Origin of the sequence: Pseudonocardia sp. P1 (assembly GCF_000178675.2) — a bacterium.
GTDB lineage: Bacteria > Actinomycetota > Actinomycetes > Mycobacteriales > Pseudonocardiaceae > Pseudonocardia.
In genome coordinates this window covers 2561718-2576029 of record NZ_ADUJ02000001.1, presented here as the reverse complement: position 1 = coordinate 2576029, position 14312 = coordinate 2561718, and the positions used below count along the sequence as shown (strand labels likewise).

Here is a 14312-nt window from a genome sequence, read left to right as displayed (position 1 = left end):
CCCGACTTAGAATTTACGTTACCGTCAGAAATGGTGCGGCCGTGGCCGGACCGTTCGACTCAGGAGGTCAGCGATGCCCCCCAACATCCTTCCCAGCCCACCGGACTTCGCCGCCGGACCGGTGGCCTCGTGGAGCTTCTTCTTCATCGCGGGTGCCCTCGCGGTCTTCATCGCTCTGCCGTGGGCGGTGACCCGGCTGGTGAAGCACCGCGACACGCTACCGATCCTCATCGTCGGCAGCGGGTTCCTCTGTTCGCTGCTGGAGCCGATGCTGGACCTGCTGGGGCACCTGCGGTGGGCCAACGACCTTCCGGTCGCGTTCACCAACTTCGGCATCGACATCCCCTGGCTGATCCCGTTCTGCTACGCGGCGTTCCTGGGGCTGGAGTCCTACTTCATCTACGTCGTCTTCAAGCACGGCGTGACCGTCCGGCAGATCATGCTGATGGTCTTCCCGATCGCGATCATGACCGACGCGGTGATGGAGACCATCGGACTGAACCTGGGGGTCTACGAGTACTACGGCTACCAGCCGTACTCGTTCCTGCTGTTCCCGTACTGGTGGGGCTTCATCAACGCCGCGTCGTTCGTGACCGTCGCACTGCTCATCTGGTACCTGGAGCCGCTCCTGAAGGGATGGAACCGGCTGGCCATGTTGCTGGTCGCCCCGACCGGCATGATGATCGCCTACTTCTCCGCGGGGTGGCCGCACCTGCTGGCGCACAACTCCACGCTGCCGGAGTGGGCGCGCTTCATCTTCGCGACCATCACCATGGTGATGTGCGTCGGTGTGGTTCGAGTCGTCGCACACTTCGTCGCGGTCCCGGAGCCCCAGGTCGACTGGACCGTCGGGACCTATCTGAAGTCGCGGTTCATGCTGCCGGGGGCTCGGCAGCGTCTGGTCGAGCGGCTCGCCGAGCAGCGAGCGGTGCGCGACGCCGAGCAGGCTCAGGTCGGTCATCCGACTCCGTCGGGCACGTCCGGCGAGAGGGTTGCGTCCGTCGACTCACACTGAGCCCGCGCAGGTACGTGTCGCGTCCCGTCCGTGCACCTCGGGCGGGACGCGACACGCAACCTGCGTCCGGGTCGACGGGCCTGCTCCTGTCGGCAGCCCGGGCCGGCCGTCATCCCGGTTCGGACGGCGCCGGCACCAGACCCATCAGATCCGCTCCGGTCCGCCACGCAGGTGCTCCTGTGCGGCGGCCGGCTCGTCCCGAGGTGAACCATGGTCGTCTTCCTGCTACTGGCCGTCGGAGTAGTTCTCGTGATCGTCCGACTCTGGGCGGGGGAGGTCGTTGCCTCGGTGATTGCCCTGGCCGTCGCGGTCGCCGCCGGCGTCCTGGTGCTTGCCCCCGTGCTTCGGAGCCGATCGGGGTCCACGGTGCCTGCCGCTCTCGCCGGCCTGCCGGGGATCCGGGACGAGGACCGGGTGGTCGAGGACGGCTGTCCGGCGCCGTCCGACCGAACAGAGCCGGGGCCTGCCCTGGCCGACGGAGGTGAGGCCCCCGGGGGTCCGTCGTCCGACGGGAAGCGGGTGAGCATCACCGGGACATCGGCCCCCGAAGCCGTGGTCGAGCAGGCTGTGGCGTTCGTGCGAATAGATGCCGGGGATGCTCCTGATGAGCTCTCGCCCGACGACGCCGCACACGCGGTCGTCCACGTCGTACCCGGTCGCCGTCGCTACCACCGTGACGGGTGCACACTGCTGGAATCCGTGGAAGCCGAGACGATCACTCTGGCCGATGCGAACGACGAGCACTTCAGCGCCTGCACCCGGTGCCATGTCTGAGGCAGGAGGGAACGGACGAGCCTCGGCGGGTATGATCATTGATCGATCTCGCGGTGCTGCGAACCGCCGCCTGGCACGAGGGGGTGTGGAGGGCCTGGTGATGGGTGGCGATGACATGCCGACGCCATCGGCCGCCTCTCCGCGTCTGCGTCCGAATTCTCACTCCCGGGTCCTGACCGCAGCCAGGCGCCGATTCCTCGCGGCCGGCGTCCGGAAGACGACGATGTCCGATGTCGCCCGCGAAGGCGGTGTCAGCAGGCAGTTCGTCTACAAGGCGTTCCTCGGTCGCCGAGAGCTCGTCGAGGCCGCGGTCGTCGAACGTATCGGCGAGCTGGCGGATGATCTCACGCCGATCGACTGGAGCTCCGGCCCGCAGGCCGAGGAGTTCCTGTCGGTGTCGGTGGCGGTGATCCGCGGGATACGGTCGGATCCCGAGCTCCAGGTCCTCCTCGGTGACGGCAGTCCGGTCTCGCTGCACGAGGTGCTGTGGACCGATGCCGTCCGTCGCCGCGGAGTGGCCTTCTGGTTGCCGTGGTTGCAGGCGGCCCGCACGGCCGGCCTGCTCAGGCTGGACATCGCGGACGATGACATGGCCGACTGGCTCCAGACGGTGTATGCCTCGATCATCCTCCGCAGCTCCCTCGATCCGGAGTCGGAGCGAGCGATGATCGAGCGCTTCGTACTCACGTCGTTGAGCATGGCCAGCAGCGGTGAGATGGGCGGGGTCCGCAACGAGTAGGTCCGGCGTCGCCAGGCCTTCCGGTGGCTCGCGCGATCTCCCCGATGTCGATCAGATGTGCTGCGGGTCGTGGCCCTCGGCCGGCCCCCAGAGCGTGCCCTCGAGCATCCGGCCGAACTGGTCGACGACCTGCTCGAGCTGGTGCTGGGTCCCGACGTAGCCGGCGTAGAGCCCCATCCCCCACAAGGCGGCGACCAGCATCTCCGTCACCGCGTCGACGTCGGTCCGTGCGTCGATCTCCCCGCGTTGGGCGGCATGGGTCAGAGACTGTGCGAGGAACGCACGGACGTCGTCCAGCTGATCGCGGGCACGCTCACGCAACTCCGGGTGGCGGAACGAGTCGAGCAGCGAGGCGGCGATGAACCGTGCGTAGCTCGGGTCCTGGGAGTCCATGCGCGCTGCGGCCTGGACGAACGCCGTGATCTGCCGTGCGACCCCCCGGTATTCTGCCGCCCCTGTCGTCAAGCTGGCCCGGACGACTCCGTCTCGGACAGCATCGAACAGGGCGCCGTAGAGCGCCTCCTTGTTGCTGAAGTAGTGACTCACGGCCGTCCTCGTCAGGCCGGAGCGATCCGCGATGACAGTGATCGACGTCTTGTCGTAGCCGAGTTCGCTGAACGTCTCGCGAGCGGCCCACAGGATGCGGTCGCGGGTCTGGGCGCCGTCAGCGGCCGGTGGCCGGCCGCGGCGTCGGGGACGGTCGGGCTCGCAGCCGAGCGCCCCGGAATCGTCGTCGCCCGCCAGGTCGGGGGGACGAGCACTCCCTGTCATCCCCGCTCCGTCCTGTCAGCCGGCGGGTGCCGTCATCAGGCCGGAGACTATCAGGGCGAGCATCGATTCGAATGAGCATTCCACAAGCGACGGAGGCACCGGCGGCACGCGGAATCAGTGGGGTGTCGTGCGGTCGGTCGGGGGCGTCGCCGGCTCTCGACGGTCCATCGGGCCTCCGCGGGCGTGGCCTCGCAGCTCGTCGGGACGGGCCGACGGTCCAGGAGGATTCTGATGTCCACGGGCCGCCGGGCGAGGTTCGGCCGCCCGCTTCTGTCGGAGTCGCATCGCGTGCAGCTTCCGCGGGGTCCACCACATTCCGATCGATTCCGCAGGAGAGGGTGAGGCTGGATCGAACGTTAGTCGACGAATCTCTCTCGACGAATCTCTGTCGATGTGCCGGCGAAAGGGAGAATGCTCGTGCGGCGGAAAGGCTCCCGGCTGCGGGGCGTTGCGGATTCCGGCCCGACCGTCGCATCCGGTCCTCGGTGTCCCGCTCCTCCTCCCGGCAGCTCGACCGGGACGTGGTCCGGTCGGTCCCGTTCGTGGTCGCCGTGCCAGACGTTCGCTGCGCGCTTCCGTCCGGGATGTGGTGCTGATGGCGAGGCCGCACCGCTCGTCGCGGTGAGCTCGCGCGAGCCCTCGTCCGGACGAGGCGTCGGGCTCCTCCGGTGTGAGCGCGACGAGCGGACGTGGCGGGTGTGGATGTGGGGTTGCTGCACAGAATTCTCGACGGTGACAATTTCGTAGCCCATCGGGTTCCCGTGATGAGCAGGTCGCGGCCAACTGGCGGCTCCGACAATTCTTGCCGAGCGGGTCAATCGTGCTGCAGCGGGATGCCCGAACGACGGAGATGCGGTCCCAGGTCTTGCTCGATGGATTTTTTCTATTCTAGAATAGACCGACGTGCTGATCGGAGTGGCGCGTGTGTCGCGGTTCGCCGGCGCACGGCCCTCCACGGTGCCCGCCGGTCACTCCGACCGACGGGGCGTCGCTCGAGTACCTCGATGTGGAGGAGCGGAGAATGACACAGACGCAGGAGCCCACCGGCCTGGGCGCGCAGGCGTCCGACCGGCCGGTGGGCGGGGCGCAGGAGCCGGCGGTCCAGGACACCCGGCGTGAGCCGTCTCCCGAGATCCGTTCCCCGGAGACGGAGTACGGGCGCAGGGCCGGTATCGGTGTCTGGGCCACCTTCGGCGTGCTGGGGATCCTGCTGTCGGTCTGGGCCTACGGGAACTGGATCGCCTCGGACTCGTTCGCCCCGGTCCCGATCCAGGGGCCGGACGTGATGGAGCCGTGGCGTCTGGTCGGCATCCGTGTCCTGGAGGTCGCCAGCGCACTCGTGCTCGTCGCCTTCGTGTGGTTCGGCATCGTCACCCCGGTGCGACGGCACGGCCGCCTCAGCCTCATGGGCAAGATGATCCTCGGTGGCATGGTCGGCTTCGTCCTCGACGCGTACCTGAACGCGAACGAGTACCTGTTCGCCTGGAACCAGAACAACCTCAACACCGGCGTCTGGACGCCGTGGCTCCCGCTGCACCAGGACGACGCGCCCGGGCAGTACGCGGAGTCCTTCGTGTGGGGCCTGCCGATGTACATCTACTTCTGCGCGTTCGTCGCCTTCTTCGCCCTGAAGACGGCGAACTACCTGCGCCGGCGCTTCCCCAACCTGTCCCGGACCCAGATCTACGTCTGCCTGTTCGTCGAGGCGTTCCTGTTCGACCTCATCGTCGAGAACATCATCATCCGGACGACCGAGGCGTACGCCTACCCGGCCACCATCGGCGCGGTGACGCTGTTCCCCGGTGACCAGTTCCAGTACCCGCTGACCGAGGCGTTCCTGGTCGCACTGGTCGGGCTGGCCTTCACCTGGCTCCACATGCGCGCGAGCGAGTCTCCCGACGGGCGCAGCCCGGTCGAGTACGGCCTGGACCGGGTCCCGGCGCGGTGGCGCGAGACCGTCTCGACGCTCGCGGTGATCGGTTTCTGCTGCACCATCCTGCTCTGCGTCTACCACGTGCCCTACGGCTGGCTGAACCTGCACGCGGACAACTTCGCCGTGCTGCCCTCGTACCTCCTGCCGGTGGGTGGCGTGTGAGGCACACGGCAACCGAGCCGTACCGACGACCGATGGAGGAGTTCTGATGGCGCCAGTGGGGTCGCACGGGATCGACGCACCGGTCCCCGTCGTCGGACAGTGGATCGCGGTGATCCTCTCGATCGCCATCGCGATCGCCGCGCTGACCTGGGTGATCACCCTGTACCGTCGCGAACGGATCACCTGGCCGTTCTACCTGCTGGTCAGCGGCATGTTCGCGTCACTGAACGAGCCGTTCTTCGACCTGATGTACGGGCTCCACTTCAACCGGGAGGGGCAGTGGAACCTCTACGAGACGTTCGGTAGCGCCCAGCCGTTCTGGGTTCCGATCTGCTACGTCGCGTTCTATGGCGGGGCGGCCGTGTTCGTCGCCCGCTCGCTCGCCCGCAAGCCGACGATGCGCACCGTCTGGACCATGTACGGAGCGGTGGTCGCGATGGCGATCGCTGCCGAGATGACGTTCGTCAGCGTTCTCGGCGTGTACAACTACCAGGACAGCCAGCCGTTCGTCGTGCTCGGTTACCCGATCTTCCTCGGGTTCACCAACGCGATGTCGGCGCTCGTCGGCGGGATGATCACCTACCGGCTCGTCCCGCTCCTGACCACACCGGTCGCGCGGCTCACCCTGGTGCCGCTGATCCCGGTGTGCTTCGCGATGGGTCTGTTCGGGTCCGGGATCCTCTACCTGTCGGTGCGGCACGGTCTGGAGGACCCGCCGATGCTGCTGGTGCACGTCGCCGCGCTGACGGTGGTGGCCGGTATCGCCGCGACCGTGCGGCTGCTCGGCCGGGCTCTCGTGGTCGGGCAGGCTCCGCCTGCCGGCATCGTCGCGGGAATCCCAGGCCCCCCGTCGGCCGGGGCCGGCCGGGAGTCCATCGAGGAGATTTCTGGTCGGGAGGCTCTCCGCTAGGGGCACGTCGGCCCTGGTACGGCCAGGACGTCAGGGAGCGCGGTGCGGGACCGGAGATCGGTCCCGCACCGCGCTGTGTTGTGTCCGGGGCCAGTGTCAAGGTCTCGCCGACCTCCTGACGTTACCTTCCCGAGACTTTTTAACCGCCATTCGAGTGAATCCTCGGACAAGGTTTACAGACCCCGTCACTTGTCCTGTCAGGGCTCGTTGATCTGCGCACAGGGCCAACGCGGCCCCCCGGTGTACGACGGCCCCACCCCCGAGGGGTCCTCGGATTTAATCCGGTCTCGAAGAGGAGGCTGACGTTGCTCCAGGACGTCCGATCCACGCTCCCCAGGTGGGGGCTCGGATGACAGCGCCGATGCTCGGTAGAGCCGTCCGTCCCATGGGCAGCTTCTTCGCCTTCGTCGCCGACACCTTCGTCGCGATGTTCAAGCGGCCTTTCCACTGGCGCGAGTTCGTCCAGCAGACGTGGTTCGTCGCGAGCGTCTCGCTCGGACCGGCCATCCTGCTGGGTATCCCGTTCGTCGCGCTCGTGACATTCCAGTTCAACCTGATCCTGGTGGAGATCGGCGCGATCGACCTCTCCGGATCCGGTTCGGGCTTCGCCACGGTCACGCAGATCGGCCCGGTGGCCACGACGTTCATCATCGCGGGTGCCAGCTCGACCGCGATCTGTGCCGACATCGGAGCCCGCAAGATCCGCGAGGAGCTCGACGCGATGGAGGTCCTCGGGATCGACGTCGTGCACCGGCTCGTCGTCCCCCGGGTGCTGGCGACTGCTGTGAACGCGTTCCTGCTGAACGGCGTCATGATCCTCATCGGGCTCACCGGCGGCTACGTCTTCGGCGTGTACCTGCAGGGCGCGAGCCCCGGTCAGTACGTCGACTCGTTGAAGCTCCTGGTCGGATTCCCGGACCTCGTGCACGGCGAGATCCGTGCGGTCGTCTTCGGCATGGTCGGTGCGCTCATCGGCTGCTACCGGGGGATGACGTGCGCGGCCGGCCCGCGTGGCGTCGGAAACGCCGTGAACGAGACGGTCGTCTACACGTTCCTGGCGCTCTTCCCGATCAACATCCTGCTCACCCAGATCCCGTACTCGCTCGGCATCGTCGGAGGACACTGATGTCTCTGCGTTCGGTCCTCCGGGCTCCCCTCGCACTTCTCGACGACCTCGGCAAGCAGGCCGAGTTCTACGGCAAGTCGATCGCGTGGACCCCGAAGGCCATCAAGAGCTACAAGACCGAACAGGTCCGCCTCATCGCCGAAGTCGGCATGAGCAACGGTGCGTTGGCAGTGATCGGCGGCTCGTCGATCATCACCTTCTTCATCACGATGTTCGCCGGAGTCACCGGCGGCGTGCAGACCTTCGACGCCCTGAGCGACCTGCAACTCGAGGCGCTCGGTGGTTTCACCTCGGCGATCATCGCGCCGCGGCTGCTGACCCCGATCATCGGTGGTGCCGCGCTCGCCGCCACCGTCGGCTCGGGCTTCACCGCGCAGCTGGGTGCCATGCGGGTGTCGGAGGAGATCGACGCTCTCGAGGTCATGGGAGTTCGCTCGCTTCCCTACCTGGTCACCACCCGCCTGGTCGCAGGGATGATCACGATCATCCCGATCTTCGCGATGGCCATGGTGGGGGGCTGGATCGGCTGGAAGCTCACCCAGGTCAACTTCTTCGGCCTCTCGGCGGGGACCTACGACCATTACATGACGACGTTCCTGCAGTGGGAGGACGTGTTGTACTCGTTCGCCCAGGGGCTGGGCATCGCGATCGTGGTGATTCTGATCCACACCTACTACGGCTACACGGCTTCGGGCGGTCCGGCCGGTGTGGGCCTCGCGGTCGGTAAGGCTGTCCGCACGTCGCTCATCGCCGTCCTGGCGGTCAACCTGGTCATCGCGATGGCGCTGTACGGTGACTCCGACGCATTCCGGATCTCGGGGTAGCGGCCATGGACTCCTTCGCCTCCCGGTTCAAGTACCGGATCTACGCGCTCATCCTGGTCTCGATCATCGTCGCGTTCTTCGCATTGTGCGGTGCCGCCTATGCCAAGGCCTTCACTCCTTACGAAGAGATCTCCCTCCGCGCCGACCGCACCGGCCTGCAGATGTACCCGGGGAACCGGGTGCAGATGCGCGGTGTCGACGTCGGTGAGGTCGGCGACGTGAACATCGTCGACGGCGGCAACGCCGTGGACATCTCACTCCGGATGAACCCCGACACGCTCTCGATGGTTCCGGCGGACGCCCGGGTTCAGCTCAGCCAGCTGACCGCCTTCGGCGCGAAGACGGTCGGGCTGACCGCTCCCGAGCTGCCCTCGGGCCGCACCCTGGCCGCAGGTGACCAGCTGACGGCCGATCGTGTCACCGTCGAGGTCAACACTCTCTTCCAGAACCTGGACCGCGTGCTCGACTCGGTCGAGCCGGCGAAGGTCGCCTCGGTGCTGGGCAACGCGTCACACGCGCTCCAAGGGCGCGGGGAGACGATCGGACAGACGGCCAGCGAGCTCGCCGCCTACCTGCGGAAGTTCAACGAGAACCTCCCGCAGCTGCAGCGGACCGCGTCCAGCGGGGCCGACCTGGCGAACCTCTACGCCGATGTGACCCCCGACCTGCTGTCCCTCGTCGACGACGTGACCGTCACCAGCCGGACGGTCGTCGAGCAGCAGGCCAACCTGGACAGCTTCTTCTTCCAGCTGACCCGGTTCTCGAACACCGGCCGGGACTTCTTCCTGCAGAACGGCGATGCGCTCACCGACGTGATGCACACGGCCCTGCCGACGACCGGCCTGCTGCGCGACTACTCGCCGATGTTCGCCTGCTTCCTGCAGGGGGTCGACGACAACCGGAAGCTGATGGAGGCCAACCAGGGCGGGCGTGTGCCCGGCGTCGCGGGCATGGTCAGTGTCCAGCCGGGGGGTCGCCCGTACGACAATCCTGAGGATCTGCCCGAGGTGGGTGCCGACAACGGCCCGAACTGCCACGGTCTTCCCGATCTCGACGGGACGATCGCGCCGGAGTCGCTGAACGCGGACGTCGACAAGGGCGGAGAGCCCAACGAGAACCTCGACAACACACCGCGGATCGGCGATCCGCCCGCGTACAGCTACCTCTTCGGCCCGCTCAACCCCGAGGCGGGGCAGCCGGTCGAGGGCCAGGCTCCAGGCCTCATCCCGGGCCTCGGGGGGCAGCCTGCTCCGCCGGCGGAGCAGCAACCCGCACCCGGCGCACCAGCCGAACCGGGAGCGCCGGCCGCTCCGGCGCCCGGTGCGGGTCCGGCGCCCGCGTCGACCGAGGCTCCCGCTCCGGAGCAGGGCGATGAGGGCCTTCTCGGTGGCCTGTTCGGTGGAGGTGCCCGATGAGCAAGTCGTCGCAGGCGGTGCTGGCGCCGACCATCAAGTCAGTGATCTTCGTGATCGCGACGCTGCTGGTCCTCCTGCTCGTCGCCATCGAACTCGGAGCCGGCTTCGCCGTCTCCCGTGGGACCCGCTACGAGGCGGTCTTCTCCGACACGTCGGGTCTCCAGAGCGGCGACTCGGTCCGGGTCGCCGGGGTCAAGGTCGGGACGGTCGAGGACGTGACCGTCGAGGACCAGGACCGGGTCCGGGTCGCGTTCGACGTGTCCGAAGGACGCCCGGTCCCGCAGAACGCACTGCTCGCCGTCCGGTACCTCAACCTGACCGGGGACCGTTTCCTGGAGGTCTCCCGCGGTGAGGCCGGCGCCGCCGAGCCTCTGCCCGCGGACGGCGAGATCCCCGTCCAGCAGACCCGGGGTGCGCTCGACCTCGACGTGCTGCTGGCCGGCTTCCACCCGCTGTTCGAGGGTCTCTCCCCGGACGAGATCAACGGGTTGGCCGGGAACGTCGTCGCGGTCTTCCAGGGACAGGGCGGCAACCTCGAATCACTGCTGTCCCGGATCGCCTCGCTCACCAGCACGCTCGCCGACCGCGACGCCGTGATCGGACGGACCGTGGACAGCCTGAACCTGGTGCTGGACTCCTTGGACCGCCGCTCGCCCGAGCTGGAGACGACGATCAGCCGGCTCCAGCAGCTCACGAGCGGCCTGGCCGGTGACCGTGAGCGGATCGGTCAGTCGCTCGAGGGCACCACGCGGCTGGTCGGCGGCATCGAGACGCTGCTCGGGAAGGTCCGCGGACCGCTCACCGGAACCGTCGACGAGCTGAAGCGGGCCACGGCCCAGGCGAACGCCGGCGCGGACACCATCGACGAGTCGCTGCGGATGCTCCCGGGTGCCTACCTGCGGATCGCGCGGGTCGGGTCGCGGGGCGCCACGTACAACCTGTTCGTCTGCTCCCTGCGGGCGAAGGTGACTGGTCCGGACGGGAACCCCCGGTTCACTCCGTGGATCGGCCCGGCCGACAACGTCGAGCGGTGCAACTACGACGCCAACCCGCTCGAGACACCTGAGGAACGCGAGGCGAAGGAAGCCGCCGAGGCCGAGAACCCCGGTGACCAGCAGGCTCAGGGAGGCGGTCGATGAACATCCGATTCCGTGAACGGAACCCGGTGACGATCGCGATCGCCGGCCTGGCGATCCTGGCAGCGTTGCTGTTCGGTTCCTTCCAGCTCGCCGAGCTGCCCGTGTTCGCCGGGTCCTCCTACCAGGCCCGGTTCACCGAGGGCGGTGGGCTGAAGGCCGGTGACACCGTGCGGATGTCCGGAACGGCCGTCGGCGACGTCACCTCGGTGGACCTGGAAGACGGCGACGTCGTCGTGTCCTTCACGGCGAAGGACGTCCGGCTCGGGGACCTGACCACGTCCAGCATCAAGACGCAGACCTTGCTCGGTGAGCGTTTCCTCAACATCGAGTCGCGTGGTGCGGCCACGATGGCGGCCGGCGACGAGATCCCGCTGGATCGGACGACCGCGCCGTACAGTATCAGCGAGGGCCTCGAGGATCTCACCGAGCGCACGGGCCAGGTCGACATGCAACAGGTCGGCAACGCGCTCGACACCATCTCCGACGCCTTCGCCGGGACGCCGGAGGAGATCGGCCCGGCGTTCGAGGGAGTCGCTCGTCTGTCCGAGACGATCGCGTCCCGCGACCAGGCCCTGCGTGACCTGTTCAAGCGGGCCGAGCAGGTCACCGGCGTGCTGAAGGACCACACCGGCGAGTTGCAGACCCTCATCGCGGACGGCAACAAGCTGCTGACCGAACTGGAGGCTCGGCGGGAGATCATCCGTGAGCTCCTGGTCCGGACCCGCGCAGCCACCGACCAGATCACCGGCTTCGTCGGGGAGCAGCGCGAACGGCTCGCCCCGGCGCTGCAGGAACTGAACGGCGTGCTCGAGATCCTCCAGCGCAACGAGGGCAACATCACCTCTGCGGTGGAGCGGGTCGCCGGCTTCATCACCGGGCTCGGCGAGGGGCTGGCGAGCGGTCCGTGGTTCAACGCCCACGGTGACCTCGGCGCGATCCCCGCGACGGTTCTGCCGGTCAACGACTTCGTCCCCGGGCTGGCGCTGCCTGCGCCGCCCCAGCAGCAGCATCAGGGCGAGACGCTGGGCGGCCTGCCGTCCGTCGGCGAGCTCGTCCCAGGGCTGGGAGGCAACCGATGAGCCGATTCTCCGGTGCTCTGAACCGGATCGCGAGCGGCACCGGCCGGATCCTCGCACTGGCACTGGTCGTCCTGGTCGGCGCTGCGGCGGTGATCCTTGTCGTCAGCAGCGACACCCGGCAGGGAACCGCCTACTTCGCGTCGGTGAAGAGCATCTACCCCGGAGACCGGGTCCGGATCCAGGGTGTCGACGTCGGCCAGATCGACGACATCCAGCCGGAGGGCGACACGGTCCGCATCGACTTCTCCTGGGACGGTGACTACCCGGTTCCGGCGGAGGCGATGGCGGGAATCGTGTCACCGACCCTGGTGGCGACTCGGTACCTGCAGCTCGCTCCGGCCTACAAGGGTGGTCCTCAGCTCGAGGACGGAGGAGTGATCCCGGTCGAACGGACCGCGTCTCCGGTCGAGTACGACGACCTCAAGGAACAGGTCAAGCGCGTCGGTGAAACTCTCGGCCCGGACGGGCTGGACGCACAAGGTGCACTCAGCCGGTTCGTGGACGTCGCGGCGGCCAACGCCGAGGGCGGCAACGGCGAGAAGTTCAACGAAATGATCAAGCAGGCTTCTGCGGCCGTCCAGACACTCGCCGACGGCCGTGAGGACCTGTTCGGGACCGTGCGCAACCTGCAGGTGTTCGTCGCCGGCCTGGGCGCCGTCGATGGCCAGATCGCCGAGTTCAACAACCGGCTGTCCAGCGTGTCGGGGGTGCTCGCGGACTCGAGCGACGACCTCGGTGCTGCCCTTGCCGGCATCGACCGGGCGGCGGGCGACGTCGAGGCGTTCGTCGACGAGACAGGCGGTCCGCTCACCGAGTCGGTGGACAGGCTGGGGTCGGTCACCAGGAACCTCGCGTCGTCGCGGGACGAACTGGCACAGGTTCTGCACGTGGCCCCGAGCACGATGATGAACTTCTTCCACATCTTCAGCACCCGTACCGGGGCGATCAGCGGCGGTCTCACGATCGACAACCTGAACTCGCCGGCGGACCTCGGCTGCACGGCGATCGCCGGCGCAGCGACCGAGAACCCGGAGGCCGGCATCGAGGCCTGCAAGAGCTACTTCGGCCCGATCCTGCAGCTGCTGCGCGTCAACCCCGTCCCGGTGGGTATCAACCCGCTCGCGGTCGAGGGTGGCGGCGCCCCGGCACCGCCGACCGGACCGGTGGAGCCCCAGTCGCCGAACCCCCAGCAGCTCCCGATCGCCCCTGACGTGCCGGGACTCGGCGGCCTGCAGCTCCCCGAAGGAGGCAACTGATGGGGCGCACGACGAACAGGCTCGTCCGTCTGATCGCACTCGCCGGTGTGGGAGCGGTGTTGACCGGCTGCAGCTACAGCGGCCTGAACGACTTCCGGCTGCCCGGGACGTCAGGCAACTCGTCCGACGCCTACGAGGTGCGGATCCACATGCGCGATGTCGGCGACCTCGTGCCCAACAACCCGGTCCGTGTCGGGGACACCGACGTCGGATCGATCCGGTCGATCGAGCTGGACGACTGGACGGCCGTGGTGACGGTCGGGCTGGAGCCCGAGGTGAAGCTGCCCGCCAACGCGATGGCCAAGATCGGTCAGGTCAGCCTGCTCGGTGCCAAGTACGTCGAGCTGTCGCCGCCTGCGGAGGGCGAGCCGTGGACCGGTGAGCTCGGTCCGGGATCGGAGATCGGCATGACCCGGACGGGTGCCTATCCCGAGACGGAGGAGATCCTTGCCGCTACGTCGGCGCTGCTCAACGGCGGCAGCCTGCAGCACCTCCGGACGATCTCCTACGAGGTGAACAAGGCCCTCGACGGCCGGACCGGCGATGTCCGTGACCTGCTCACCGAACTCAACCGGTTCGCCGCGGGACTCGACGACCAGAAGCAGGACATCGTCCGGGCGATCGACGGGCTCGACCGGCTCTCCGGGCGGCTCGCCGAACAGCGACCGGTGATCGACAATGCGCTGGACACCATTCCTCCCGCACTCGGTGTCCTGGTCGACCAGCGCAAGCAGCTCACCGAGAGCCTGGTCGCGCTGGGCGAGTTCGGCGACGCCACGGACGATGTCGTCCAGCGCTCGTCGGACGACATCGCGACCAACGTGGCCAACCTGCAGCCTGCGCTGAAGGGGCTGGCCGACGCCGGCGACTCGCTCACCGGGTCGCTCGGGATGCTGGGGACCCTCCTGTTCCCGCTCAAGAACCTGGACGAGGTGTTCCAGGGCGACTACATCAACTTCTATCTGACCCTGGACGTCACGTTGAGCACGCTGGACCGCAGCTTCCTCACCGGTACCCCGTTGCAGGGCCGGCTGAGCGAGGTGGAGACGCTCATGAGCCAGGGCGGCGGCCCGGCGAACCAGGCGGTCGACCCGCTGATCCCGCGGCTGAACGGTGTGCCGCTGCTCGAGCCCGGGCAGCAGCCGCCCGGCGCACGGAACGGAGGCTGA

At 68.1% G+C, this 14312-nt stretch carries 13 protein-coding genes; 12 read left to right on the top strand and 1 reads right to left on the bottom strand.

The features are described from left to right. Window positions 1-73 precede the first annotated feature (73 nt). The 3 genes from PP1_RS11400 (at window position 74) to PP1_RS11390 (ending at window position 2528) form a co-directional block, all read left to right on the top strand. Window positions 74-1015, top strand: a complete 942-nt coding sequence (locus tag PP1_RS11400; protein WP_050802344.1) for a hypothetical protein — start codon at window positions 74-76, stop codon at window positions 1013-1015. 210 nt (window positions 1016-1225) lie between these two features. After that, window positions 1226-1789 (top strand): hypothetical protein, encoded by a 564-nt coding sequence (locus PP1_RS11395; RefSeq protein ID WP_010229083.1) that lies wholly within the window; start codon window positions 1226-1228, stop codon window positions 1787-1789. Window positions 1790-1874: 85 nt separating this feature from the next. Further along, the gene (locus tag PP1_RS11390; protein WP_010229081.1) at window positions 1875-2528 is read left to right on the top strand and encodes a TetR/AcrR family transcriptional regulator; all 654 of its coding nucleotides are present in this window, start codon (window positions 1875-1877) and stop codon (window positions 2526-2528) included. Between the two features lie 51 nt (window positions 2529-2579). Here the strand turns inward: PP1_RS11390 and PP1_RS11385 are convergent, their stop codons facing one another. Next, entirely contained in the window at window positions 2580-3299 is a 720-nt protein-coding gene (locus PP1_RS11385; protein WP_010229078.1) for a TetR/AcrR family transcriptional regulator, read from the bottom strand. Between the two features lie 1021 nt (window positions 3300-4320). Here PP1_RS11385 and PP1_RS11380 point away from each other — a divergent pair. From PP1_RS11380 to PP1_RS11340, 9 genes are all read left to right on the top strand, one after another. Next, the gene (locus PP1_RS11380) at window positions 4321-5394 is read left to right on the top strand and encodes a spirocyclase AveC family protein (protein ID WP_010229077.1); all 1074 of its coding nucleotides are present in this window, start codon (window positions 4321-4323) and stop codon (window positions 5392-5394) included. 46 nt (window positions 5395-5440) lie between these two features. Further along, window positions 5441-6304, top strand: a complete 864-nt coding sequence (locus PP1_RS11375; RefSeq protein ID WP_033199413.1) for a hypothetical protein — start codon at window positions 5441-5443, stop codon at window positions 6302-6304. 361 nt (window positions 6305-6665) lie between these two features. Further along, on the top strand, window positions 6666-7430 hold the full coding sequence (locus PP1_RS11370; protein WP_050802348.1) for an ABC transporter permease: 765 nt from the start codon (window positions 6666-6668) through the stop codon (window positions 7428-7430). Further along, window positions 7430-8254 carry an ABC transporter permease gene (locus PP1_RS11365; RefSeq protein WP_010229073.1) on the top strand — a complete coding sequence of 275 codons (825 nt, stop codon included), beginning with the start codon at window positions 7430-7432 and terminating at the stop codon, window positions 8252-8254. The genes PP1_RS11370 and PP1_RS11365 overlap by 1 nt, the downstream gene beginning before the upstream one ends. A 5-nt stretch (window positions 8255-8259) precedes the next feature. Further along, the gene (locus tag PP1_RS11360; RefSeq protein WP_010229071.1) at window positions 8260-9669 is read left to right on the top strand and encodes an MCE family protein; all 1410 of its coding nucleotides are present in this window, start codon (window positions 8260-8262) and stop codon (window positions 9667-9669) included. Beyond that, window positions 9666-10808: an MCE family protein gene (locus tag PP1_RS11355; RefSeq protein WP_010229067.1), complete on the top strand. Its 1143-nt coding sequence runs from the start codon at window positions 9666-9668 to the stop codon at window positions 10806-10808. The genes PP1_RS11360 and PP1_RS11355 overlap by 4 nt, the downstream gene beginning before the upstream one ends. Beyond that, the gene (locus tag PP1_RS11350; protein ID WP_010229065.1) at window positions 10805-11887 is read left to right on the top strand and encodes an MCE family protein; all 1083 of its coding nucleotides are present in this window, start codon (window positions 10805-10807) and stop codon (window positions 11885-11887) included. The genes PP1_RS11355 and PP1_RS11350 overlap by 4 nt, the downstream gene beginning before the upstream one ends. Beyond that, window positions 11884-13143 carry an MCE family protein gene (locus PP1_RS11345; protein WP_010229063.1) on the top strand — a complete coding sequence of 420 codons (1260 nt, stop codon included), beginning with the start codon at window positions 11884-11886 and terminating at the stop codon, window positions 13141-13143. Before PP1_RS11350 ends, PP1_RS11345 begins: the two co-directional genes overlap by 4 nt. After that, window positions 13143-14312, top strand: coding sequence for an MCE family protein (locus tag PP1_RS11340; RefSeq protein ID WP_010229061.1), 1170 nt, complete (start codon window positions 13143-13145; stop codon window positions 14310-14312). Before PP1_RS11345 ends, PP1_RS11340 begins: the two co-directional genes overlap by 1 nt.